Here is a 24,567-nt window from a genome sequence, read left to right as displayed (position 1 = left end):
CCGGGGCGAAGGAGCGGAGTCGCCGGCCGGAGCGGAGTGCGAGGAAGCAGAGCGAACGGCCGGTCACCCGCGAGGGCGACCGGCCGTTCGGCCGACAACCGCAACTCACATCTCGGCGATGGCCTCCAGCGGCTTGGTGCGTGCGGCCCGGATGCCGGGCCACAGCGCTGCGAGCACACCGCAGACACCGGCGGCGACCAACGTGAACACCACGGTGCCCCACGGGATCACCGGGGTGATCCCGGTGATCCACTCGCGGAAGGTCCGCACCAGGCACCAGCCGATGATGACGCCGAGCACCATGCCGAGCAGCGCCCCGAAGATCGAGATGAGCACCGACTCCAGGTAGATCGTGCGGCGCACCTGCTTGCGCAGCATGCCGACCGCTCGCAGCATCCCGATCTCCCGTTTGCGTTCGACCACCGACAGCGCGAGCGTGTTGATGATCCCGAGCACCGCGATGATCAGCGCCAGGCCGAGCATCCCGTAGAGCACGGTCAGCATCTGGTTGATCTGCTGCGCCGAGGAGTTGGCGAACTGCTGCTTCGTCTGCACCTTGACCGTCAGATAGCTGCCGGTGGCGTTCTCGACGCGTTGCTGCACGGCCGAGGTGCTGGCACCGTTCGCCGGGATCACCAGGTCGACGAAGTCGGCCCGCAGCTGCTGCGGTATCAGCTTCTGGAAAGCTCCGTTGCCCATCAGCCACGGATCCAGCAGTGCCGAACTCTTGAAGATGCCGACCACCCTGACATCGGCATTCTGGCCGAATTTGCCCTTGAAGTGAAGGGTTTCGCCCACTGCCCAGCCGTGCTTGGTGGCGTATTTGTCGGAGACGAGCAGCCCGTCGGCGGGCAGGCTGGCGCTGCCCGTGACCAGCTTCATGGTGGCCGCCTGCCGGATGTCACCGCTGGGTGACGACCCGCTGACCGACGTGCCGTTCACGGTCGCGGTGACACCTCGGATCGACACGACAGTCCCGACCCCGTCGACGCCCTTGATGACGTTGCTGACCGAGGGCGGCAGCGCGCCGGTGCCACCGGTGCTGCTGACGATGATCGGAGCCCGTACCTGGTCGCTGATCGTGGAGTCGATCGTCGCCTTGAACGACGAGCCGAGCGTGCCGATGATCGCCACCAGCATCAGTCCCAGCGTGAGCGCAAACGCCGTGGCCGCCGTCCGGCGTGGATTGCGTATGGCGTTGGTGCGTGCCAGCTGCCCGAGCTTGCCGAAGGGTTTGGCGAGCAGGACGCCGAGGAAGCCCACGGCCGGCCGGGCCAGCGCCGGTGCACCGCAGACGACCGCGATGATCGTCCCCAGCGCGCCGAGGCCGACCATGCCGGCTGCGCCACCGCCCTTGCCGCTGGCGCCGATGGCGAGGGCCACGACGCTGAGCACGGCCAGCACCAGGGCGATGACGGTGCGCACCCGCAGCGAGGCGGAACCATCGGTCTGGCTCTCCCGCATCGCCTCGACCGGCGCGACGCGGGAGGCCCGGCGGGCCGGCGCGAGCGCGCTGACGGTCGTGACGATCACCCCGACCAGGATGCAGGCGATGACCGGGCCGGCGCCCACCACCAGCGCGCCGTTCGGCAGGCCGGACCCGGTGCTGGACAGCAGTGCCTGCAATCCGGCGGCCAGTCCGGTGCCGACGCCGAGGCCGACCGCAGAGCCGATGAACCCGACGATCACCGCCTCGAAGATCACCGAACGCAGCACCTGCCGGCGGGCCGCACCGATCGCGCGCAGCAGCGCCAGCTCACGCACCCGCTGGGCGACGATCATGGAGAAGGTGTTGTAGATGATGAAGGTGCCGACGATGAGACCGATCGCCGCGAAGGACAGCAGGATGTAGTTGAAGATCTGCAGGAACGAGTTGATCGCCTTCTTGTTCTCCGCACGCACCTCGTCACCGGTCTGCACCTTGTAACCGGGGAACTTGCCCTCGATCCGCTGCTTCAGCGTGTCTGCCGAGACACCCTTGACCGCACCCAGTTGCACGGTCGACAGGTGCGAGCCGTCGCTGAACAGCTTCCGTGCGGTGGCCGTGTCGAAGTCCATCTCGGTGTAGCCGGAGGTGTCGCCGACCATCTTGACCAAGCCGACGATCGTCACCTCGAAGGGCTTGGCGTTGCCGGCCGCGACGACCACCTTCGTCCGGGATCCGACCTTGAGGTGCCCGCGTTTGGCGGCGCTCTCGTTGAGCACGGCCTCCGTCGGGCCGTGCGGCGCGTGCCCGCCCGGCAGGATGGTCGCGCTGCTCGGATCCAGAGCCTCGCTCGGCGGCACCCAGTTGGCGCCCATCGACGGTGCGCCGCCGGTTTGCAGCGCCTTGCCCTTGGAGTCGGCGATGGTCATCATCGACTGGTAGCCGGGGACGATCTTCGCGACGCCGAGCTGGGCCTTGTCCTGCCGGATCTGCTGAAGGACGGAGTCCGGCACGCCGAGGCTCTCGGTGCCGCCATACGCGTTGTGGGCGGTGGTCTTCGGGCTGATCTGGGCGTCGACGCCGATCGCGACCTTGTCGAAGATGTTGTTGAAGGAGCTGCTCATCGTGGCGGTGAAGATCAGCGCGCCGGCGATGAACGAGGTGCCCAGCACGACGGAGAGCACGGTGAGGACCAGCCGCAGTTTGTGCGCCGCGAGATTTCGCAGCGAGACGTTGCGCATCGTGGAAGCCATGGCGCGCTCAGTCCTGCGCCGGCCGGCTGGGCGCGTGCTCGTCGAGGTGCTTCATGTATTCGTAGATGTCGTCCGTGCTGAGGCCGCGCTGGTCGTTCACGATCTGCCCGTCGGCCAGGAAGATCACTCGGTCGGCGTATGACGCCGCACGCGGGTCGTGCGTCACGATGACCACCGTCTGGCCGAAGTCGTCCACCGCAGCCCGCAGGATCGACAGCACCTCCGCGGACGACCGGGAGTCGAGGTTGCCGGTCGGCTCGTCGCCGAAGATGATCTGCGGCCGGCCGACCAGCGCCCGGGCGCACGCGACGCGCTGCACCTGACCACCGGACAGTTCGCTCGGACGGTGCCCGAGCCGGTCGGCCAGCCCGAGCCGGTCGACGACGGCGGCCATCCAGTCCTTGTCGACCTTTTTGCCGGCGATGTCGAGCGGCAGGGTGATGTTCTCCCGCGCGGTCAGCGTCGGCACCAGGTTGAACGCCTGGAAGACGAAGCCGACCCGGTCCCGGCGCAGTTTGGTCATCTGCTTGTCGCTGAGGCCGGTGAGCGCGATGTCGCCGATCTGCACGCTGCCCGAGGTGGCCGTGTCGAGGCCGGCGAGGCAGTGCATGAGCGTGGATTTGCCGGAGCCGGACGGCCCCATGATCGCCGTGAACTCACCCGCCGCGAACTCGACGGAGACCTCGCGCAGGGCGTGCACGGTGGTCTCGCCCTTGCCGTAGGTCTTGACCAGCTGGTATGCCGCGGCTGCCGGCGGCGTCTTCGCCTCGTCGGCCATCGGTTCGGCCATGGCTGGGTTGGACATGTGTGATTCCCTCCGAGATGTGGTCCTGATCTGTGCTGCAGTGTCGGCAACGACTATTCCGGCGCGCACGGGCGCACGCCATGCGGTTCAACCCTGATCACCCCCCGGTCGACCCTGAGCCGCGAGTGCCGGCACCGCGGGGTCCGCGTTTGCCCACCCGCCGCACGGGTACCAGCGTTCCAGCCGCCGCTCACCGTCGACAACTGCATTACCCCTTTGACTGAACAATCCGCGGCACGCCTGCAGCGAACGTTGCAGGTTCTCCCAGGGTGTAGCACAGTCAACGTTCTGGGTCCGTCCACCGATGGACCTCGACCAGAAGGAGAGAAGCCATGATCGGCACCATCATCAGCGCGATAATCGTCGGACTGATCATCGGCGCGCTGGCGCGTCTCATCATGCCCGGTAAGCAGAACATCGGCGTGGTCATGACGATCGTCCTCGGCATCCTCGGCTCACTGATCGGCTCCTGGCTGACCTACCAGTTGGGCTACAACAACTCGAACGGCGGGTGGGAAGTCATCCCCTTCATCGTCGGCATCATCGTCGCGATCGTGCTGATCGCGATCTACCTCGCGGTCACCGGCAAGAACAACCGGCGGGTCAACGCCTGAGTTCCGGCCACCGCTCGTGACGGTGCCCCGCGGCCGACAGGATGCGGGGCACCACTGCGTTTCCGGCACGTCACGCCGACAGGCCGAGCGCCTCCATCCGGGCGGTGTGCGCGTCGGTCAGCCGGGTGAACATGTGCATCCACCCGCCGAGGTCCAGCCCGTAGCCCGACCCGGTGTCGATGAGCAGTCCCATCAGGTCGTCGTTGTCGGCGGCCACCCGCTGGGCCTGGGACAGCGCCTCCCCGATCAGCCGCCGGCCCCACAGGGCGAGGCGCCCGGCGACCGTGGTGTCCGCGGCGATCGCCCGCCGCAGTTCGCCGGCGGCGAACTCCACCTGACCGCTGTCCTCCAGTGCCTCGCGCATCAGCGCCCTGGTCTGCGGGTCGACCAGTTCGGAGACCTCCCGGTAGAAGTCGTTGGCGATCGAGTTGCCGGCGTAGACCTTCATCAGTGCCTCGAGCCAGTCGGTCGGCGTGGCCCGCCGGTGCCAGTCGTCGACCGCGCCGGTGAACGGCGCCATCGCCTGGTGCGGATCGGCGCCGAGTTCCTCGATGCGCGCCGCCAGCCGCTCGTAGTGGCCGAACTCCTGGGTCGCGATGCGCGACACCGTCACCTTCTCCCGGGAGGACGGCGCGAAGCCGGCCTCCTGCGCGATGGTGAGGAAGCCGACGAGTTCGCCATACGCGAGCACTCCGAGCAACGCCACGAGACCCTGGCGGTAGCCGGGATCGGCGAGGTCGGCCTCGGTGCGCACCCCGCGGCGCTGCTCGGGGGCCGGCGAGCTGTGGTGCGGGGCGTCGGTCATGGCCGCATGGTAGCTGGCCGGGTATGACGACACGGCACGGTACAATGAGAGCTGGACGGGACCGCGCCACGCGCTCCCGTCCAGCTCGAGAACAACCCGGACCACGGTGCCCGGTCGGTCCATGACGACACATGTGCGGGGGAAGGCCCCCGCTTCGAAACCTCCGATCGGCTCCGCCATACCGCGACGCGATGCTCGCGCCGGCGACAGCTTTCGCCCGGCGCTGGAGGCGACGCAGCCGATACAGGAAGACGTTTCAACTCAATCTCATGACCGAAGAGCACACCACAACCGCACAGTCCTTCGCCGACTTCGGGGTGCACCCCGACATCGTCGCTGCCCTCACCGAGGCGGGCATCACCACGCCCTTCCCGATCCAGGCGATGACCTTGCCGGTCGCGATCTCGGGTCACGACATCATCGGCCAGGCCAAGACGGGCACCGGCAAGACCCTCGGTTTCGCCGTCCCCATGCTGCAGCAGACGGTCGCCCCCGCCGACCCGGGCTTCGACGATCTTCCTGCGCCTGGCAAGCCGCAGGCGCTGGCCGTGGCCCCGACCCGCGAGCTGGCCGTGCAGGTCGCCGGCGACCTCGAGACCGCCGCCCGGCGCCGCGGCATTCGCATCGCCACCATCTACGGCGGTCGCGCCTTCGAACCGCAGGTGGAGCAGCTGCGCAAGGGCGTCGAGATCGTCGTGGGCACCCCCGGCCGGCTGATCGACCTGGCCGGTCAGGGTCACCTCGACCTCAGCTATGTGCGCAGCGTCGTGCTGGACGAGGCGGACGAGATGCTCGACCTGGGCTTCCTGCCCGACGTCGAGAAGCTGCTCGCCATGACGCCCGCGTCCCGGCAGACGATGCTGTTCTCCGCCACCATGCCGGGCGCCGTCGTGTCCTTGGCCCGTCGCTACATGACGCAGCCGACGCATATCCGGGCGATGAGCGAGGACGGCGACGACCGGCAGACCGTCGCCGCGACCGAGCAGTTCGTCTACCGTGCGCACGCGCTCGACAAGGTGGAGATGCTCGCCCGCATCCTGCAGGCGGAGGGCCGCGGTCTCACCGTCGTCTTCACCCGCACCAAGCGCACCGCCGCCAAGGTCAGCGACGAGCTCACCCAGCGCGGGTTCGCCGCCGCAGCCCTGCACGGTGACCTCGGCCAGGGTGCGCGTGAGCAGGCGCTGCGCGCCTTCCGCACCGGCAAGGTCGACACGCTGGTCGCGACCGACGTCGCCGCCCGCGGCATCGACGTCGAGAACGTCACGCACGTGGTCAACTACCAGTGCCCCGAGGACGAGAAGACCTACGTCCACCGCATCGGCCGCACCGGCCGCGCCGGCAACACCGGCATCGCGGTCACCTTCGTCGACTGGGACGACCTGAGCCGCTGGGGACTGATCAACAAGGCGCTCGACCTGGGCATCCCCGACCCGCCGGAGACCTACTCCTCGTCCGACCACCTCTCCAGTGACCTCGACATCCCCACCTCCGCGACCGGTGAGCTGCCGCGGGGCCTGCGCACCCGTGCCGGGCTGCGCGCCGAGAAGCTCGAGGACCTGGGTGAGACCGGCGCCCGGCACGGTGGCCGCGACGGCGGCCGGTCATCCGGTGGCCGCCGCGGTGGCAAGCCGTCCGGACCCGCCAAGGCCGAGGGTGAGAGCACCGGCCGCACCACCCCGCGGCGCCGCCGCCGCACCCGTCGCGGCGAGGCCGCAGGGCGGACCGCCGCCGAGCAGGGCTGACCGGACCGGTGGGCACCGCACGGTTCAGCCCCCGGTATGTCGACCGGCTGCGTGCCGCCGACCGCTGGCTGCGCGCCTCGGAGCGGGACGCGCACGCCGCCCGGTATGCCGTGTGCCGCAGCACCATCTCGGCGCTCACCCGGGTGGACAGCTTCTACATCGGCTTCTTCCGCGCCGAGGACGTCGTCTTCATTCCGTACATCTACGACCACGACCAGTTCCTGCGCCCGACCATCGGACGCTACGGCAAGCACGGCGTGTCGCACTGGGTGCGCACGAGCAAGCGGGCCTACATCTACGCCGAGGACGGCGGCCGGCTGCTCACGAACGCCATACCGTTCGGCAACACCGACGAGGTGTCGATGGATGCCATCGTGGTGCCGCTGCTCGACGCCGTGAGCGGTGAGGTGACCGGGCTGATGAGCGCGCAGAGCCTGCAACCCAGGGTCTATGACGACGAGGCGATTCGCGCCCTGGAATGGCTCGGCCGCGCGCTCATGCACTCGTTCGCACGCGACGCCGCCGCGCAGGACGAGCTGGACCTCTACTCGATCTACCCGGAGCTGGACACCTCCGGCGTCCGGGACGAGACCGACCTCATCGACGAGCTCAGCTCGCGCGTCAACAAGCTGCACCGAGCGGTCCGCGACCTCGCCCAGCTGGCTACGCCCGTCGGCGGCGAGCTCGCCGAGGCCGCCCACCAGGTCCAGCAGCTCTCCGAGACGTTGCAGATCGAGATCGGTGACCTGTTCGGCGAATTCGGCGGCCGGCTGCGCGAGACCGACCTACCGGACCTCACTGCCGGACTGACCGCGCGTGAGCGGGAGATCGCCGAGCTGATCGCGCGGGAGAGTGCCAGCAACGCCGAGCTCGCGCGCCGGTTGCACATCTCCGAACGGACCGTGAAGACCCATGTCGGCAACATCCTGCGCAAGCTCGGGGTCGCGCAGCGGGCCGGCATCGAGCTCGTCCTCAACCCGCCCGTGGGCCGCGCCCGCCACGGGTAGCCGCACCGGGATCACCGCTTGCGCCGGGACGCCGCACGGCACCTCCCCCCAGAGAACTAGGCCTTGGGCCTAGGACCAGTGGGGCAAAGTTCATCCCGAGTCCCATAGCTGCGAGCCGGGGAACAGGCCACCATAGGTGTCAGGTCGTTCGCGTACGGGGGAGCGGACGACGGTCCAGGGGAGAGATCGCCGGCACATGCGGGGATGTGCCGGCGATCTTTTTTGCCCGAACCGTCGCCTCAGACCGACCGTCGGCCCTTCGGGACGCCGGCGGCCCTCGCTCACGGCGTGATGGGGCCCGTTCCGGAAGTTGCCTGGGCGACGAGTTGCTCGAACACCTCGGGCGCCGTGGCGTTCTCGCCGAGCTGGTTCTGCTTGCCGGTGCCGTGGTAGTCGCTCGAGCCGGTGACCAGCAGCCCCAGCCGCTCGGCGAGCCGCAGACCCTCCCCGATCGCCGCCTCGGTGTGGTCCCGGTGATGGACCTCGAGCCCCGCCAGGCCGGCGTCCGCCATCCGCTCGATGACGTCGGAGTCCACCGTGCGACCGCGCTCGGCGGCGAACGGGTGCGCCATCACGGGCACTCCGCCGGCTGCCCGCACCAGGCGGGTGGCGTGCGCGGGATCGGGCGCGTAGTGGGAGACGTGGTACTTCGACCGCGAGCCGAGGTATGACGCGAAGGCCTCGTCCCGGGACGCCACGACACCGGACGCGACGAGTGCGTCGGCGATGTGCGGTCGGCCGATCGTCGTGTCGGCGCCGAACTGCTCCTGTACCTGCAACCAGGTCAGCCCGGTGTCCGGCGCGAGTCGCTCCACCATCCGTTCGGCGCGGGTGCGCCGGGAGCTGCGCGCGCGCTCCAGTTCGGCCAGCAGCGGGGCATCCAGCGGATCGATGAAATAGCCGAGCAGGTGGATGCTGATGCCGTCATACGCGCAGGAGATCTCGATGCCGGGCACGAACGTGACGCCGGTGTCGCGCACCGCCCGAGCCGCCTGTCCCCAGCCGCGGGTCGTGTCGTGATCGGTGAGCGCCACGACGTCGAGTCCGGCATCGGCCGCCGCCCGCATGACGTCGGCCGGCGTCTGCGTGCCGTCGCTCTGGGTGGAGTGGGTATGCAGGTCGATGCGCACTCGCCGACCCTATCGAGCTGCCCGCCGCGGCGGCCGGTCCGGTGCCAGCGGCAGCCGCCAGCGCCGCCGTAACGCCACGAGCCGGAAACCCGACGCCAGCACGGTGCCCGCGACCAGGACGAGGCCGTCGCCGGCCCCGAGATCGTGCAGCAGCACGACGAGCGCGGCACCGGCCATGGCCGGCACGGCATACAGGTCCCGCTGCAGGATCAGCAGCGGCAGCTCGTTGACCAGCACGTCACGCAGCACACCGCCGCCGACCGCGGTGGTGATGCCGACCAGCACCGACGCCAGCACGCTCGCGTCGTGGTGCAGCGCGATGAGCGCGCCGGTCGCGGCGAACAGCCCCATGCCGAACGCGTCCAGGATCAGCACGCTGCGGTGCAACGCCGAGAACTGCGGATGAGCGAAGAAGACGACGAGCGCGGCGCCGCTCGCGACGGCAATCGGCCGCCAGTCCTCGAGGGACGACGGCGGATGGATGCCCAGGAAGAGATCGCGCACGATGCCGCCGCCGACGCCGGTGAGCACGGCCACCACCCAGATCCCGAACAGATCGAGCCGGCGACGCACGCCGAGCAGCGCACCGGACGCCGCAAACACCGCGATGCCGAGGAAGTTGAGCGCGGTGAGCAGCACTCGTGCACTGTATCGGCGACCCGGTCACACGCTGCTCCGGCGGCTGACAAGCTTGGCGTATGACGACGGCCCCCTCCCCGCCACGGTTGGCGCAGCTGCGCCCCAAACAGGTGGTGACCGCCACCCGGCTGATGTATGCCGGGGTGCTGCTCGCGCTCATCGGCGTGCTGGTCAACGCGCTCTCCCATGACGAGATCACCCGCACGCTCGAGCGCGCCAACGCGTCCCGCTCCCCCGCTGACCGCCTCTCCGCCGCCGACCTGCGGCACGCCGCCGGTCTCACCTACACGGCGTTCGTCGTCATGTCGCTCGCCGCGGTGGTCGTCTGGCTCGTCATGGCCGTGACCAACGCGCGCGGCCAGGGCTGGGCGCGCATCGTCGCCACCGTGCTCGCCGCCATGAACCTGCTGCTGACCATCGGTATGGCGACACGCGGCACGCCGGCTGCCGCGATCGCCGAGGCGCCCACCGTGCTGGTCGGTGCGGCGGCCGTGTGGCTGCTCTGGCACCCCGCGAGCACGCAGTTCTTCGAGCAGTGCGCGATGTTACGCGCGGCCCGGCGGACCCGCCGCGACGTCGGCGCACCGTCGGACTGACGGCGCTGCGAGGAAGCTCAGCCGGCGGCCCGCGTGGACTTCGCGGTGTCCTGCTCCTCGGCGGCCGCTTCGGCTGCCTTGCGTTGGCGACGCGCGGCAGCCTTTGTCGGGTCGTGCTTGTCCTCGTAGGCGTCGAGCACCTCGTCCGTAGGACCATCCATCACGAGTTGCCCCTTTTCGAGCCAGATCGCCCGATTGCAGGTCTCTCGGACCACCCCCAGGCTGTGGCTGACGAGGAACACCGTGCCGGCCTCCTCCCGCAGCTCCTTGATCCGTCGCTCGCTGCGCCGCCGGAACTCCGCGTCACCGGTCGCCAGCGCCTCGTCGATCATCAGGATGTCGTGGGACTTGCTCGCCGCGATCGCGAACCGCAGGCGGGCACCCATTCCGCTGGAGTAGGCGTTCATCGGCAGGGAGATGAACTCGCCGATGCCGGCGAACTCGCAGATCTTGTCGAAGCTCTGCTCGACCTCCTCCGGCGTCATACCCATCGCCAGGCCGCCGAGGGTGATGTTGCGTTCCCCGCTCATCGTCGCGATCAGTGCGGCGTTGACACCCAGCAGCGCAGGGTCGCCGCGCGTGTAGACCGCGCCGGCGGAGGGCGTCAGCAGACCGGCGATGCCGCGCAGCAGCGTGGACTTGCCGGAGCCGTTCGGCCCGATGAGGCCGATGGCGTCGCCTTCCCACGCCGTGAACGAGACGCCCCGCACCGCGTGCACCTCGCGGAGCCCGGGCGTCGACTGACGCATCAGGGTCCGCGCCAGGGCCGCCGCTCCACCACGCTTGGCGTATCGACCGGAGATCTTGTAGGTGAGGTGAACGTCGTCGGCGATCACCGTCGGCGTCCGGTCCTCCGCTGGATCAGTCACGACCGTACTGCTCCTCGGCCTTCCAGAAGAACACGTAGCCGCCGATCAGCGTGACTGCGGTCCACGCAATGCAGGCGAACCACTGGCCGGCCGTCGCGCCCGGCCCCGACGCCAGTAGCGGGCCTCGGTAGATGTACATGAACTCCGCGGCAGGGTTGACGTTGAGGATGTTGCCGACCAGTGGGTTCATGTGTGCGGTGAACTGGTTGATGCTGAACATGACGCCGGAGGCGTAGAGCCACACCCGCATCACGAACGGAAGCATCTGCGACACGTCGGGCACCTTCGCCCCGAGCCGGGCGAAGATGAAGGCCAGCCCCGCGCAGAAAGCCGACTGCAGGGCCAGTGCCGGGATGAGTTCCAGCCACTGAATCCGCAGCGGCTCGCCGGTCAGCAACACGATCGGCAGCAGCACGACGAGCGACACGACCATCTGTTCCAGCGCCACCACGGTCGCCGAGACGGGGAACACCGCGCGCGGGAACCGCAGCGTGCGGACCAGCGAGATGTTGGACTGCAGCGATCGCGCTCCGAGGTTGAGCGTGGTCTGGATGAACTGGAAGACGAAGATCCCGGTCACGAGGAAGCCGATGTAGTTGGAGACACCCCGCCTGGTGTTGAGCAGCAGCCCGAAGAGCAGGAAGTAGACGCCCGCGTTCAGCAGCGGCGTGAGGACCTGCCAGGCTTGACCGAGCAGACTCTTGGAGTAACCCGACGCGTTGGTCGCCCGGGAGAACTCGACGATGAAGTGCCGCCGGGCCCACAGTTCACGCGTATAGTCGGCCAGCGGAGCCCGGGCACCGGCACGTTTCAGGCCGTAGCGCGCGACGAGCGCCTGCACTTCCGACCGGGGAAGCGAACTGCTCCCCGAGGAGGTAGCGGAGGTCTGGGCGGACTGCGTCACGACGTGCAACGATACGGCATCCACCGAAAGCGGCAGGTCACGGCGGCGCGGCGGGAGCATGACGAGGCTCACAGTTGCGTGATCGTTTCCTGAACGTCATACCCGGTTTCCATCCCTATGATGTCGCCGACCTGCCCGGATCGATGAGACCACCGGGCGCTGCGCTGCCCCATCGATCGAGGTATTCGAAGGTGACCCTCTTGCGTATGCCGTCCATGCGGCTGAACGAGCCACGACAACGGGCGCGCCTCGTCGCGTTGCTCCGGCGGTGGTCCATCCGACTCGCGATCACGCTCGTCGCGCTCGCCGTCGTCTACGTGCTCTTTCAGGTCGCAGTGAGCATCGCCACGACCTACCTGTGGTTCGGCTCGGTCGACGCACGGTCGGTCTACTCCACCGAGATCTGGGCCAAGGTCCTGCTCTTCGCGGTCTTCGGCGTCATCGCCGGGATCATCGGTGGCGCCACCGTCGTCGCCGTGCGCCGGGCCCGGCCGCGACTCTCGATCAACACCGAGGACGACGTGTTCCGATCGGCGTTCCGCCGGTTCGAACCGCGCCTGAAGTGGCTGATCGTGGCTCTGGCCGTGGTGGTCCCCGGGGTGAGGATCGGACAGAGTGCCGCGGCCCAGTGGCAGACCTACTTGTTGTGGCGGCACGCCACCCCCTGGCAGCGGACCGACCCGCTGTTCCACAAGGACATCTCGTTCTACATCGAGGTCTACCCGTTCCACCTCGCGATCGACACGCTCCTCCTCAGCGCGATCAAGTACGGCCTGATCATCGCCGTGGTGGCCGGCTACTGGTATGGCGGGTGGCGGCTGCGCGGCGGCCGGCAGAAGGTCACCCGCTCCTTCATCGTCGTGCTGTCCTTGCTGCTCGCGGGCTACGTACTGCTGAAGGCGGTCGGCTACTGGCTGGCGCGGTATGCCGCCACCACCTCCAGTCAGGGGCCCGTGACCGGCGCCGGCTACGCGGCCGTGCACGCACTCGTGCCGAGCAAGGACGCCATGGTGGTCATCTGCGTCCTGTGTGCCGCAGCGCTCGCGGCGAACGGCTTCGTGGTCGGCCGGACCCGGATGCTCGTCGGCACGCTCGTCACCGTCGTGGTCGCGGCACTGGTCGTCGGCGTCGGCTGGCCCCAACTGGTCTACCGGCTGCGCGAGGCGCCCAGCCAGGCGCAGGTCGACCTGCCGGAGATCGCGCAGAACCAGAAGGCGACGCTCGCCGCCTTCGGGCTGGACGGCAACGTCACGACCGTCCCCTACAACCCCTCGACCACGAGCAACCACGATCTGGTGAAGCTGGCGAACAGCACCGCACAGATCCCGGTCATCGACCCGAACAAGCTCTCGCCGACCTTCACCGTCAAACAACAGCTGCAGCCCTACTACCAGTTCAAGTCGACCCTCGACATCGGGCACTACAACCTGCCCGGCGCGAGCAACCAGGACGTCGCGCTGGCGGTCCGCGAGCTGAACCTGTCCGGCATACCGAGCACCAGCTGGGTCAACACTCACTTGGTCTACACCCACGGGTACGGGATCGTGGCGGCTCCGACCACCCGGGTCGACTCCACGACGGAGAGCCCGGTGTTCCTCAACGGCGGCATCCCGCCGGCCCAGGACATCCCGGTCACTCGGCCGCAGATCTACTTCGGCCAGGGTTTTTCCCCGGGCTCCTACGCCATCGTCGGTGAGCCCGCCGGCAGCCATCAGAATCTGGAGTTCGACCACCCCGGCCCCAAGGGATCGTCGGACTCGGCGCACACGACATACCAGGGAAACGGCGGGATCCCGATCGGCTCGACGCTTCGCCGGTTCCTCTTCGCCGACCAGCTGAAGACTCCGAGCATCCTGTTCAGCTCCGAGGTCAACAAGGCGTCCCAGCTGCTCGAGGTCCGCAATCCGCGAGCCCGGGTCGCCCGCGTCGCACCGTGGCTGACGCTCGACGGCGACGTCTACCCGGCGGTGGTCGACGGCACGATCAAGTGGATCGTCGACGGCTACACGACGTCGAACGACTATCCGGACGCGCAGCAGATCAACCTGCACAGCGCGACCAACACCACACTGACCCAGAACGGCTCGTCGGCCGGCCAGCCGAGCACCGGCGTCAACTACATGCACAACTCGGTGAAGGCCGTCGTCGACGCCTACACCGGCAAGGTGACGCTGTATTCCTGGAACCAGCGGGCGCAGCCGGACCCGCTGCTGAAGGCGTGGGAGTCGGTCTTTCCCGGACTGGTCAAGCCCCAGTCGAGCATCTCGCCGGCCCTGCTCGCCCAGCTGCGCTACCCGACGGACCTGTTCAACGTGCAGCGCACGCTGCTGGCGAAGTACCACGTGACCGGGGCGGCCAACTTCTACAGCGGCAACGACTTCTGGACGGTGCCCACGGACCCGACCGTCGCGGCGGCGAAGACGCTGAACGCCAAGACCGGCACGGCGACGAGCGTCTCCGCCCCGAACCAGCCGTCGCAGTACATCTCGATGTCCGCGGACGGATTCGGATCGCAGCGCTACGCCCTGTCCAGCCCCATGGTCACCTACAACGGGCGTGACCTGGCCGCGTTCGTGTCGGTCGACGCGCAGCCGGGCCCCGATTACGGGAAATTCACGGTGCTCAGCTTCCCGTCGGAGGGCGCCGGCGAGTCGCCGTCCCAGGTGCAGAACGACATCGAGTCGGACACCACGATCACCGAGGCACTGACGCTACAGCGCGGTGGCCAGTCGAAGGTGGTGCTCGGGTCGCTCACCGCGATCCCGGTCGCCGGCCGTCTGTTGTATGTCGAGCCGGTCTACACGCAATCCACCGGCAGCCAGTCGTTCCCGATCCTGCGGCACGTCATCGCGCTGTATGGCAACGGCACCCCGTCGTTCGACGACAACCTGCAGGGGGCGCTGAAGGCCGCGGTGCGATCGGCGGGCGCGACCGGCTGACCCCGCCGAGAGTCCCCGATGAGACCCCAGTGACCAGGCTCGACCTCGCCCGGGTGACGAGACTCGGCCCGCTGACCATCGCTCAATGGGTGGAGGGTGGCCGTCCGGCGGCGACGTCGGCGCCTTCGCCGAGGTCACTGGATCAGGACACTCCGAAGCCGAGCCGGTCCAGGTCCTGCTCGAGGTACGGCGCGAGCGTGCGGCCATAGGTCGCGGTCATGTGCGAGGCGTCGAAGTACACGGTGACGCCACCAATGACCGCCGGGCACGACGTCGTGGTGCAGAAGTACTTCGTCATGTCGATGACGTGGACGCCCTTCACCCCGGCAGCCGCTGCGGAGTACGGGTAGTACCACTTCCAGGACGACGGCGTGCCGGAGCACTTGTCGTTGTGGCCCGGGTGCTGTGCCAGGCAGTCCGGGATGTTCTGCACCGTGTTGCCCGGGTAGGGAAGGTCGTGCAGCAGGACGATCGGAGTGCCGCCGGCCGTCCACTTCTTCAGGTAACTGTGGAATCCGGCCTCCGCCGCTTTCTCGCTGGACGGCCAGTCGTTCTTGCCCAGCGTCTGCACCGACTCACGGTCGGAAGTGATGATCAGGTCGTACTGGCCGTGCGCCGTCCGGTCCAGTACCCACTTGCCGTAGTCGTTGCAGTTCTTCGTCATCGCACTGGTCGGAAACTTCTGCAGCTCGTCACTGGGAGCGCATTGCGAGATCAGGTAGGTCGTGATCGACCAGTTGTTCCTCTTCGCCAGCTGCTGCAGAGCGGGCAGCCAGTGGCCGGCATGCGAGTTGCCGACGAGCGCGACCTTCACCGATCCGGTGCCGTAGTGGCAGTTCGGCCGGCCGGTATAGGGCTGGTTGGACCAGCAGCCGTCCGCGTAGGCGACGTTCTTGTCGTTCTTGGCGGCATCCGGCGGCGGCACCGGCGTCTTGGCCGGATCCTGCGGACAGGCGGCGAAGCCCTTGGCCATCGAGGCGGCCCCGAAGCACGGCCCCGCATTGGAGATCGCCGACTTGACCGCCCGCTGTTCGGCCTGAATGTGGGCGTTCCCCGTCCACCACCAGCCGGCCGCGGCGAGTGCCAAGGTGGCCATCGCGGCGAGGCCGTACCGGTAGGTGTGCGCCAACACCCGGGGGGTGCGTTTCTTGCGGAACACGTCCTCGACATACCGCTTGGAGAGGCCGGCCAGCACGATCGACCCGATCAGGATGGTCCACCGGTCGAGCATGCCGAGCTTGCCGCTGACATACGGCAGCAGCGCGACGAGGGGCCAGTGCACCAGATAGAACGAGTAGGAGATGTTGCCGATGTATTGCACCGGCCGGAGAGCGAACAGGCGGCCGAGGAGAGTGCTGTCCTTGGGGTGAGCGGCCAGCACGAGAGCAGTACCCAGCGTCGGCAACAGCGCCGTGTAGCCGGGGAACGGCATACTGCCCCGGTAGGTGAATCCCGTGACCAGGATCGCGATGACCCCGATCCAGCAGAGGGAGGTCCGCGCCCACAATGGCACCCGAGCCACAGCGGTGGCCGGCAGGACCGCGACGAGGCCGCCGAGCGCCAGTTCCCAGACCCGGGTCGGTGTCACGAAGTAGGCGCCGGGAGGGTTGATGCCGGTGTACCACACCGAATACGCGAGGGAAGCGACGAAAACCGCGCCCAGCACGACCGACAACCGCCCGGTGACCTGGCCGACCCGCGGCGACCGCTCGGTCACGTGCCGGTAGGCCCACCAGATCGCGAACGCCATGATGAACGGCCAGAAGATGTAGAACTGCTCCTCCACCGACAGCGACCAGTAATGCTGCAGCGGGCTCGGTGCGTTGTCCTCCGCCAGGTAGTTGACACTGTTTCCTGCCAGCACCCAGTTCTCGACGTAGAAGATGCTGGCGATCGTTTCGCGCGCGGTACCGGGCCACACGGTCGACGGAGCCACAGCCCGGGTCGCGATGGCGGTCGCGAGCAGCACGGTCAGCGCAGCCGGCACCAGCCGACGAATGCGGCGTGCCCAGAATTCGGCAAAGCCGCGGCCCGAGTGCGGCCGCGACTTGAGCAGCACCGCCGTCATCAGGAATCCGGAGATCACGAAGAAGACGTCGACACCGGCGAAACCGCCGGTGAGCTTGTCGGGCCAGATGTGGTAGATGACCACGAACAACACCGCGATCGCGCGCAGACCTTGAATGTCTGCACGGAATCCGATGCTGCTACCGATCGTGGCGCGCGGCGAGGTGGCCGGTCGGGTGGCTGTAGACACGATGACTCACTGTAAAGGCCGAATCTGAGGAATCGTGACCCGGCTGTGACAAGACTCCTCGTTTCGCGCAGAAGTACGACCGGGGGACATCGAACGCGCCGACGGATTTCAGCGGCCGGATGAGCCCACGGTAATCTGTGCGCGCGTCAGCCGACCGGCCGGCCGATCGCACACTGGAAAGCGAGAAACTGTTGAGTATGGGCCGCTCGAAGTTCAGCGTCGTCGTGCCGTTGTTCCGCACCGAGAAGTACCTCAGCGAGTTGCTCGATTGCTTCGACTCGCAGCGGCCCGGCGACTACGAGCTCGAGTTCATCTTCGTCGATGACGGCTCCGACGACGCGTCCGCCGAGATCGCCCAGGCCTGGCTGGACCGCTCCGGCGCCACCGGTCAGGTCATCCATCAGGAAAACGGTGGCGTATCCCGGGCCCGTAACACCGGGATCATCGCTGCAACCGGCGACTGGATCACCTTTCCCGACTCCGACGACCTGCTCAGCGACGCCTACTTCGCCAACGCGGCCACCGCGCTGCGCACGGCGGGCCCCGACGTGGCGTTGCTCAGCGCCAACGTATGGCGCTACGAGGAGTTCAGCGGGGAACGCCGTGACATGCACCCGCTGCGCAAGAAGTTCCAGGGCAACGTGTCGCTCGTGGACCTGCGGCAGCGTCCTGAGTTCATCCAGACCCAGGCCGCCTCGGCATTCTTCCGGCTGGATCTCATCCGCGAGCACGACATCGCGTTCGTCGACGGCCTCCGGGTCGCCGAGGACGCCGTCTTCGCCTCGACCTACCTCCTGCGCGCGCCCAAGGCGATGGTGGCGCCGCTGTCGAAGTCCATCTACTACTACCGTCGACGCGGTGACGGTACCTCCGCGGCCGACACCTACCAGACCAACACCGACTTCTACTTCGGCCGATTCACCCGCGGTTACCTCCCGCTGCTGGAGCTGGCGCGGTCTATGGGCGACGTCCCCCGGTGGCTCGAATACGTCATCCTCTACGACCTCGGCTGGTTCCTCCCGCGGGAGATGAACCGCGACCGCAAGGCCACCCATCTTACCAAAACCGAGCAGGCGCGGATCATTGCCTTGCTGCGGGAGATCCTGGGCTACTTCGACGACTCCGCGATCATCAACTACCGGATCACGCCGATCTCGGCGGAGGTGCGCGCCCTGATGCTCACCCTGTCCGGCAACTTGCTGCCCACCTCGGGCACGGTCCGCGTCTCCAAGAACGTCCCCGGCTCGTTCGAGATTTGCTATCTGTACCAGGGTGACCGCCCTACCGAGCTGATCAAGAGCGACGTGCAGCCGGTCACTCCGATCGCTGCCAAGACGCGCAAACTGGACTACTTCGGCCAGGAACTGATGCACGAGCGGATCATCCGCGTACCCGAACTGCCGGACATCAGCCTGACGTTGGACGGTGTGCGCCAGCCACTTCAGTACGGCAGCTACTACCTGGGATCTTCCGAGGCGACAGCCGCCTCGGCACGACTGGCGAGCGAGGGCACCGCCGGCGCCATACCCGTATGGCGGCAGCTGGCCAGCCGCGGCATCGCCGAGATGGTGTGCTTCACCAAGAAGTCGCCGATCGACGCGCCCACGGCGACCCGGAAAGGTGTTGCGCTACGCAAGCGGCGCTACCGCACCTTCATCCGCAACCTGGCCAAAACCCCGCAGATCCGGGACAAGTTCGCCGGCGCCTGGCTGATCATGGACCGCGTCGGATCCGGGCACGACAACGGCGAATACCTCTACGAATACCTGCGCGCGGAGCGACCGGACATCAACGCGTGGTTCGTGGTCAAGAGGGGCACCCCGGAGTGGCGGCGGCTGAAGGAGCGCGGCTTCCGGCTGATCGGCTATCGCAGCATCGAGCATCAAGCCGCGCTGCAGTGCGCCTCGATCGTTGCCTCGTCCCAACTGGACGTCGAGGCAATCGAACCGGTCCCGACCGACTTCTACCCGGGCAAGCGACGTCCGTGGCGCTTCATCTACCTGCAGCACGGAGTGCTCCAACACGACCTGGCGCACTGGTTCAACGGTAAGGACATCGACCTGCTCACGACCGCGAGCGTCGACGAGCACGAGTCGATCGTCGCCGACGGCGGCTCCTACCGGCTGACTTCGGACAGCGTGGTCATGACCGGCTTCCCGCGGCACGACGCAATCCTGCGGATCGCGGAAGCACACCCCTATGACAAGCGATCGATGGTGCTGATCGCACCGACCTGGCGCAACAGTCTCTTCCTGCCCAAGCCGTCCTTCGCGGCACGTCGCAAACTGCGTGACCCGTTCCTGCAGACCGACTACGGCCGCAACTGGTTCGGGCTGCTCAGCCACCCGGCGCTGCGCCAGCTGGTCGACGAGCAAGGCGCGGAGATCGTCTACCTGCCCCATCCGAATTTCCGGGGAACGACCCCGGAGGTGACCTATCCCGACTACGTCACGGTGATCGATTCGACGCCGGACATCCACGAACTGATGGCGAGGGCTCGGGTCACCGTCACCGACTACTCGTCGATCTTCTTCGATGCGGCGCTGGCGAAGTCACGCATCGTCTACTTCCAGTTCGACCAGGACGCGTTCCTCAACGGTTCACACACCTACCTGCCGGGCTACTGGGACTACGAGAAGCACGGCTTCGGGCCGATCGCGACGGGACTGGACGATGCCGCGCGGCTGACGACCGAGGCGTATGCCGACCCGGATTCGGCATGGCCGCAGCTCTACCAGGACCGGCTCGCCCGCACACTGCCCCTCGCGGACGGCAAGTCGGCCCACCGGATCACCCAGGTCATCGAGACGAAGTTCCGCGTTTGAGCTCGGCTCTCACCTGATCGGATCGGTGACATCGAGTGCGACGCGGTTTGTGAAGTTACCGGTCACGGCGTGATTGTCGAATCCGGTGTCGAGAATGTCTCCACTGGACGCGTCGAAACACAGAACGGCGTAGGAGAAGACCTGCGCGACCGCTCCTCTCGGGTGTGACTGGCCCGCGGTTGAGAACTGTCCTTGCGCTTCGGCGCAGACCACCGGCCGCGAGTCGTCCGAGGCCGGCGCTGCGCCCGGCTCCCCCATCGCGGTGTCAGCCGTTCCTCGGTCGGTCCCGAACGCGCTGCCCGAGCTGATGTTGGATGGCCACGCTCCGGTCTCGCGCGGGGTGCTCCTTGGAGCCGATGGGTCGGACTGCGTGGCAATGAGCATCAATGCCCGCCGCGCCCGTGCGATCTGAACGGCGGTCAGAGCCGAGTGCACGGAATCAGCCGGAGAGTTCGATGCGCCCGCTGTCGACGCAACCGCGAGTGTCACCACGGCCAGTGTCCCCGTCGAAACGGCGAGCACACGTCGGCGACGACGACGTAGCATGTCACACCGGGTTTCAGGTCGGACGAAGCGCCACGGGGAAAGTCAGCTGGTGCTTCTGGGGGTTTTCCAGTGCTGCGCCAAGTGTCGCACTGGGCACCTGGCCGATCAACATGCCGCAGGATGCGGCGACGGGCTACTCCCTGGTTTCGGGGGAGCCCGTCTGGGCCGCGGGCAGCGTACGGCGGACGTCGATGACCGCGCCGGTCAGCTCGGACGCCAGCACGGCGAGCGACGACTCCGCGACCTGCTCCGCGGACAGCAGGGTGCCGGGCGGCTCCTCACCGAACGCGGCGAGCCGCATCGGGGTCGCGGCACGCTCGGGGTTGATGACGTTGACCTTGATGTTGTCCGCCGACCATTCCTCGGAGAGCGCCTGAGTCAGGTTGACCACGGCCGCCTTGGTCGAGGAGTAGAGCGCGTAGTTCTCCCGGCCCCGGGTGTATGACGACGACGTGAAGTTGAGCAGGTGACCGCCGGACTTCTTCAGGTAGGGGTATGCCGCGCGCGCGACATTGACCGGCGCCATGTAGTTGACGTCGATCACCTTGGCGACATCCTCCGGGCTGGCGTCCGCCAGCCGGCCCATCTGCAGCACCCCGGCGGTCAGGACGACCGCGTCGATCTGACCGTGCTCGCGGGCGGTCGCCTCGAAGGCGTCCGCGATCTGGTCGGCGTCCTCCACATGCAGGCCGGTGGTGGACCGTCCGTGTGCGACGACCGTCGCCCCGTAGGTGCGGGCGAGCCGGCCGATCTCGGCGCCGATGCCGTAACTGCCGCCCAGGATCACGATCGTCTTGCCGGAGAAGAACTCCTTCAGGTCGCCCTCGGGCAGCGGAGCGTCCTGCGTGCCCAGCTGGAAGAACTTGTCGACGATGTACATGTCGAGCGGGTAGGTGACCTTCATGTTGCGGTCCGAGCCGAGGATCGTCTTGGTCTTGACGTCGGGCAGGTACTTGATCACCACACCGCAGTCGTCGGTCGCCGAGAAGTAGGGGTCCTCGGCCGCGAGCTCGTATGCCGCCCGCAGCACCGACAGCTTGAAGCCCTGCGGGGTCTGGCCGCGGCGTAAGAAGGCGCGGTCCGGGATGTGCGTGATGATCTCGTCCTCGTCGACCGCCACGATCGTGTCGGCGGACGGGATGACGACGTCCACGGCGTTGTAGCTGTCGAGGGCGGAGGCGCAGTCCTTGAGGATGCGGGCGTCGACGAGGGGCCGCACGGCATCGTGGAGCAGAAGCTTGGCTTCTTCCTCCTCGATCGCACCGAGCACCCGCATGGTGGTCTCGTTGCGCGTTGCCCCGCCGTCCAGGATCCGGGAGACCTTGGGGTATTTGTCCCCCAGGATCGTGGCGGTCTTCTCCGCCCAGCCGGGGGTGACCATCACGATCATCTCGTCGATGACGGCGGAGTCGTGCAGCGCCGCGACGGTGTGCTCCAGGATGGTCTTGCCGGACACCTTGACCATCTGCTTGGGCACACTGAGCCCTAGCCGTGCCCCTACCCCACCAGCCAGCACAACTCCGTAGGTCTTCACGCGGTCACTCCCTCGTAGCGTTTCGTTGACACCGGGAAGCCTTGCCAGCGCGGCATCCGGATCGTGGCTGGACGCGAGTTTACAAGGGCGATCGACCGACAATCCGGTCCGGGTTCAGCCGCGCAGGGCGTCGCGGGCAGCCTGCAGGAACGCCTGGACGCTGTCCGGTTGGTCCCCGAGATAGTACGAGCGCAAGTCACGTCGGACGGGCGCCAGCGGGTCGGCGCCGGTGCCGAGCACGGCTGCCAGACCGCTGCCCTCGAGATCGCCCCCCAGATCGAGCAGATAGGCGGCGCGCAGCATCGGGTAGTCCTCGGCGTCCACGAGCTTCCCAGTGCCGGCGGGCAACACCACCGCCAGCGGTTTGCACGACGCCAGGTAATCGGAGGCGACGCTCGAGATGTCCGACACCATGGCGTCCGACCGGTTGAAGTTGTCGACGATCCCCTCGGCGAGGGCCTGTGAACTCGTCAGGTGAGGGCACTCCGTTGTCGCGGCGGACGCGAGCAGCTCATCGATCCGTGCGATGGTGTCGGCAGCACGACGCTGCCCACGCGACAACGGATGCGGCCGGAACACGACCCGGGCACCGCCGTCGAGGAGGGCGCGGACGATCCGTTCGCCATACTCCACCGAACTCAGGCTCATCTCACGCATACCGGACTGCCAGGTCGGCGCGTAGAGCACCGTGCACCTGCCGGGCACCGGGTCGACGTTGCGTTCGGCCACCGCGGCCACCTGCGGTCGACCGACGACCACGAACTTGTCGGCGGGCATCGCCACGCCGTGCTTTGCGAACCGGTCGATCGCAGCCTGCCCCGCGACGAAGTTGCGGTCGAACATCGCAAAGATCGGGTGATAGCTGGACGGCTTGTCCGAATCACCGTGGTTGAGGTGAACGTGCGTGCGGTCCAGGTAACGGACGCCGTCCGCGGTGTCGCCGTGAATGTTGACGTAGAAGACGGCTCGGACGCTCGGCACCATGCAGGCGTCGAGTCCGGTGACCCGTGGGCAGGCGATCAACGGCACATCCGTGAGGGCGGCCGCTCGTGGCAACATGTCGGGGTTGCGGGCCAGGATCGCGAACGGCACCCCCAGTTGTTCCAGATAGGGCAGCCACATCCGCACCTGATAATCCCCGTCGACCGGACCGCTGAAATACACGAGGAATTGCGGAGCGTACTGCTCGAGCGCGCGGGTGACCGCGTGATCGACACTCCCGTCCCGGCGAGCGTGTATGGCGGAGCGCAACCGGCGCCCGCAGATGACCAGCCCGGCGAGCACGAGCAGCAGGACGAGCAGGCCGGCGAACCACGGAACCCGAGACCATGAGGCGGCGATCAGCAGCACCGCCAGCGCCAACCCGGCACCCGGCACCACCGGGGACAGCGGGCCCGGCTCCACCGGCCTCGGGTCGCTCGGCACGCCGGGGAGGTTGACGGCGCGCACCCGTTGCACGACGCGCTGGTGTATCGGACCCTGCGCCAGACCGACGGCGACCGCCGCTCCGACGGTCAGCGCCACCCAACCGGTCGATGCGCCCTGCGCCCGGAGTCCGAGTGCACACGAAAGGACGGCTACCAGCGCGGTCGCCGTGATCACCGGGCCCGGTCGACGGTGGCCGATCCCGGCGCCGGCGGTGACCAGCAGCAAGGCGAGGACGCCGACCAACACACCAGGGGCGGGCCAGACGGCGAGTGCCGCAGTGACCGCAGCGAGCGCGACCAGCACGAGCACACCGAGGATCGACCCGGCGAGCCGACGAACGGCCGCGATCACGCCTTCACCCTGGAGGACGCCATGATCGCCGCGAAGTGGCCGACCACCGCCAGCCACACCAGGACCGCCAGCACGGTGACGGCCACACGGAAGACCTGCTGGTCGTCGCCGAGGATCAACCCGATGACGCCCAGGCCGAGCGAGATCAGCCCGAGATCGACGGAGTGGAAGATCCGGTGAAAGGGTAGGAAGCGGAAGGCCTTGCGCGCCATACCGATCAGGCTGGTTGTCGGCACCGCCTTGGCCTCCGCAGTGTCGGGCAGCCGGTCCAGCCCGGAGATGGCACGCGCGACGTGCACCAAGTCGTTCAGCGACTTGTTGACCAGAATCCCGGCCATCAGGATCGCGCCGAGGAAGGCGTACTGCCACGGGTCCACGCCGGCGGGATGACCACCGACGACGCCGGCGGCCCGCAGCCCGAGAGCCAGACCGACGAACCCTTCGGTGGTGTAGTGCGCCACCCGGTCCAGGAAGATGCCCGCCGGGCTGAACCGCTGCCGCCAGCGGGCCAGCTCGCCGTCCACCGCGTCGAGGTACATCTGTAACTGTCCGAAGACGACCGCCAGGATCGGACCCCAGATGCCGGGGATCAGCAACGCAGCACCGATGCACCACCCGCACACGATCATGACCCCGGTCACTCCATTCGGCGTCATTCGCGTCGGCACCAGTTGCCGGGTCAGGTGGATCGACAGGTCCCGCATATAGAACCCCGACCAGTGCTCGGCGTTCTGCCGACCGCGTACCGACGGCGGCTGGCACACCTGCCGCAACTCGCCGATGGTCGGCCGATGATGCTGAGCGTTCACAGGGCTCCTCCCGCTGGTTTCCGACGCGATTGTCTCAGGTGGGCACGCGCGCAGACCGCGCCGGCTGCGGCGGGCCGGTGGTCGGTGT

General features: G+C 68.0%; 17 protein-coding genes. 6 read left to right on the top strand and 11 right to left on the bottom strand.

Features of this window, described 5'->3' with window-relative positions:
• Positions 1 to 105: 105 nt before the first annotated feature.
• Entirely contained in the window at positions 106 to 2,679 is a 2,574-nt protein-coding gene (locus ACN8HC_RS13215) for an ABC transporter permease (RefSeq protein WP_490075297.1), read from the bottom strand.
• Positions 2,680 to 2,686: 7 nt separating this feature from the next.
• Positions 2,687 to 3,484 carry an ABC transporter ATP-binding protein gene (locus ACN8HC_RS13210; protein ID WP_490075296.1) on the bottom strand — a complete coding sequence of 266 codons (798 nt, stop codon included), beginning with the start codon at positions 3,482 to 3,484 and terminating at the stop codon, positions 2,687 to 2,689.
• Between the two features lie 332 nt (positions 3,485 to 3,816).
• On the opposite strand from ACN8HC_RS13210, the gene ACN8HC_RS13205 reads away from it, so the two are divergent.
• Entirely contained in the window at positions 3,817 to 4,098 is a 282-nt protein-coding gene (locus tag ACN8HC_RS13205; RefSeq protein ID WP_490075295.1) for a GlsB/YeaQ/YmgE family stress response membrane protein, read from the top strand.
• Between the two features lie 70 nt (positions 4,099 to 4,168).
• Here the strand turns inward: ACN8HC_RS13205 and ACN8HC_RS13200 are convergent, their stop codons facing one another.
• A complete protein-coding gene (locus ACN8HC_RS13200; RefSeq protein WP_490075294.1) occupies positions 4,169 to 4,903 on the bottom strand; it encodes a ferritin-like fold-containing protein in 735 nt (244 codons plus the stop codon).
• Between the two features lie 269 nt (positions 4,904 to 5,172).
• On the opposite strand from ACN8HC_RS13200, the gene ACN8HC_RS13195 reads away from it, so the two are divergent.
• Together ACN8HC_RS13195 and ACN8HC_RS13190 are read left to right on the top strand one after the other, a co-directional pair.
• Positions 5,173 to 6,645: a DEAD/DEAH box helicase gene (locus ACN8HC_RS13195; RefSeq protein ID WP_490075293.1), complete on the top strand. Its 1,473-nt coding sequence runs from the start codon at positions 5,173 to 5,175 to the stop codon at positions 6,643 to 6,645.
• Between the two features lie 8 nt (positions 6,646 to 6,653).
• On the top strand, positions 6,654 to 7,652 hold the full coding sequence (locus tag ACN8HC_RS13190) for a helix-turn-helix transcriptional regulator (RefSeq protein WP_490075292.1): 999 nt from the start codon (positions 6,654 to 6,656) through the stop codon (positions 7,650 to 7,652).
• A gap of 281 nt (positions 7,653 to 7,933) precedes the next feature.
• Here the strand turns inward: ACN8HC_RS13190 and ACN8HC_RS13185 are convergent, their stop codons facing one another.
• Complete coding sequence (locus ACN8HC_RS13185) at positions 7,934 to 8,782, bottom strand: PHP domain-containing protein (RefSeq protein ID WP_490075291.1); 849 nt, start codon at positions 8,780 to 8,782, stop codon at positions 7,934 to 7,936.
• Between the two features lie 9 nt (positions 8,783 to 8,791).
• Entirely contained in the window at positions 8,792 to 9,421 is a 630-nt protein-coding gene (locus ACN8HC_RS13180) for a trimeric intracellular cation channel family protein (protein ID WP_490075290.1), read from the bottom strand.
• Positions 9,422 to 9,480: 59 nt separating this feature from the next.
• Here ACN8HC_RS13180 and ACN8HC_RS13175 point away from each other — a divergent pair, with 59 nt between their 5' ends.
• Entirely contained in the window at positions 9,481 to 10,017 is a 537-nt protein-coding gene (locus ACN8HC_RS13175) for a hypothetical protein (RefSeq protein ID WP_490075289.1), read from the top strand.
• Between the two features lie 17 nt (positions 10,018 to 10,034).
• On the opposite strand, the gene ACN8HC_RS13170 is transcribed toward ACN8HC_RS13175, so the two are convergent.
• Both ACN8HC_RS13170 and ACN8HC_RS13165 read right to left on the bottom strand, forming a co-directional pair.
• Positions 10,035 to 10,886 (bottom strand): ABC transporter ATP-binding protein, encoded by an 852-nt coding sequence (locus ACN8HC_RS13170; protein WP_490075288.1) that lies wholly within the window; start codon positions 10,884 to 10,886, stop codon positions 10,035 to 10,037.
• The gene (locus tag ACN8HC_RS13165; protein ID WP_490075287.1) at positions 10,879 to 11,790 is read right to left on the bottom strand and encodes an ABC transporter permease; all 912 of its coding nucleotides are present in this window, start codon (positions 11,788 to 11,790) and stop codon (positions 10,879 to 10,881) included. The genes ACN8HC_RS13170 and ACN8HC_RS13165 overlap by 8 nt, the downstream gene beginning before the upstream one ends.
• A gap of 206 nt (positions 11,791 to 11,996) precedes the next feature.
• Between ACN8HC_RS13165 and ACN8HC_RS13160 the strand changes: the two genes are divergently transcribed.
• A complete protein-coding gene (locus ACN8HC_RS13160; protein WP_490075347.1) occupies positions 11,997 to 14,729 on the top strand; it encodes a UPF0182 family protein in 2,733 nt (910 codons plus the stop codon).
• Positions 14,730 to 14,871: 142 nt separating this feature from the next.
• Here ACN8HC_RS13160 and ACN8HC_RS13155 read toward each other — a convergent pair whose 3' ends face one another.
• A complete protein-coding gene (locus ACN8HC_RS13155; protein WP_490075286.1) occupies positions 14,872 to 16,986 on the bottom strand; it encodes an acyltransferase family protein in 2,115 nt (704 codons plus the stop codon).
• A gap of 197 nt (positions 16,987 to 17,183) precedes the next feature.
• Between ACN8HC_RS13155 and ACN8HC_RS13150 the strand changes: the two genes are divergently transcribed.
• The gene (locus ACN8HC_RS13150; protein WP_490075285.1) at positions 17,184 to 19,811 is read left to right on the top strand and encodes a CDP-glycerol glycerophosphotransferase family protein; all 2,628 of its coding nucleotides are present in this window, start codon (positions 17,184 to 17,186) and stop codon (positions 19,809 to 19,811) included.
• A gap of 679 nt (positions 19,812 to 20,490) precedes the next feature.
• On the opposite strand, the gene ACN8HC_RS13145 is transcribed toward ACN8HC_RS13150, so the two are convergent.
• From ACN8HC_RS13145 to ACN8HC_RS13135, 3 genes are all read right to left on the bottom strand, one after another.
• Positions 20,491 to 21,891, bottom strand: coding sequence for an SDR family NAD(P)-dependent oxidoreductase (locus ACN8HC_RS13145; RefSeq protein ID WP_490075284.1), 1,401 nt, complete (start codon positions 21,889 to 21,891; stop codon positions 20,491 to 20,493).
• Between the two features lie 114 nt (positions 21,892 to 22,005).
• Entirely contained in the window at positions 22,006 to 23,670 is a 1,665-nt protein-coding gene (locus tag ACN8HC_RS13140; RefSeq protein ID WP_490075283.1) for a CDP-glycerol glycerophosphotransferase family protein, read from the bottom strand.
• On the bottom strand, positions 23,667 to 24,479 hold the full coding sequence (locus ACN8HC_RS13135) for a CDP-alcohol phosphatidyltransferase family protein (RefSeq protein ID WP_490075282.1): 813 nt from the start codon (positions 24,477 to 24,479) through the stop codon (positions 23,667 to 23,669). Before ACN8HC_RS13135 ends, ACN8HC_RS13140 begins: the two co-directional genes overlap by 4 nt.
• Positions 24,480 to 24,567: the final 88 nt, after the last annotated feature.

The organism is Flexivirga sp. YIM B11880 (assembly GCF_058148645.1).
Note: the sequence above shows the minus strand (reverse complement) of the source record. Positions and strands in the feature narration are given on the sequence as shown.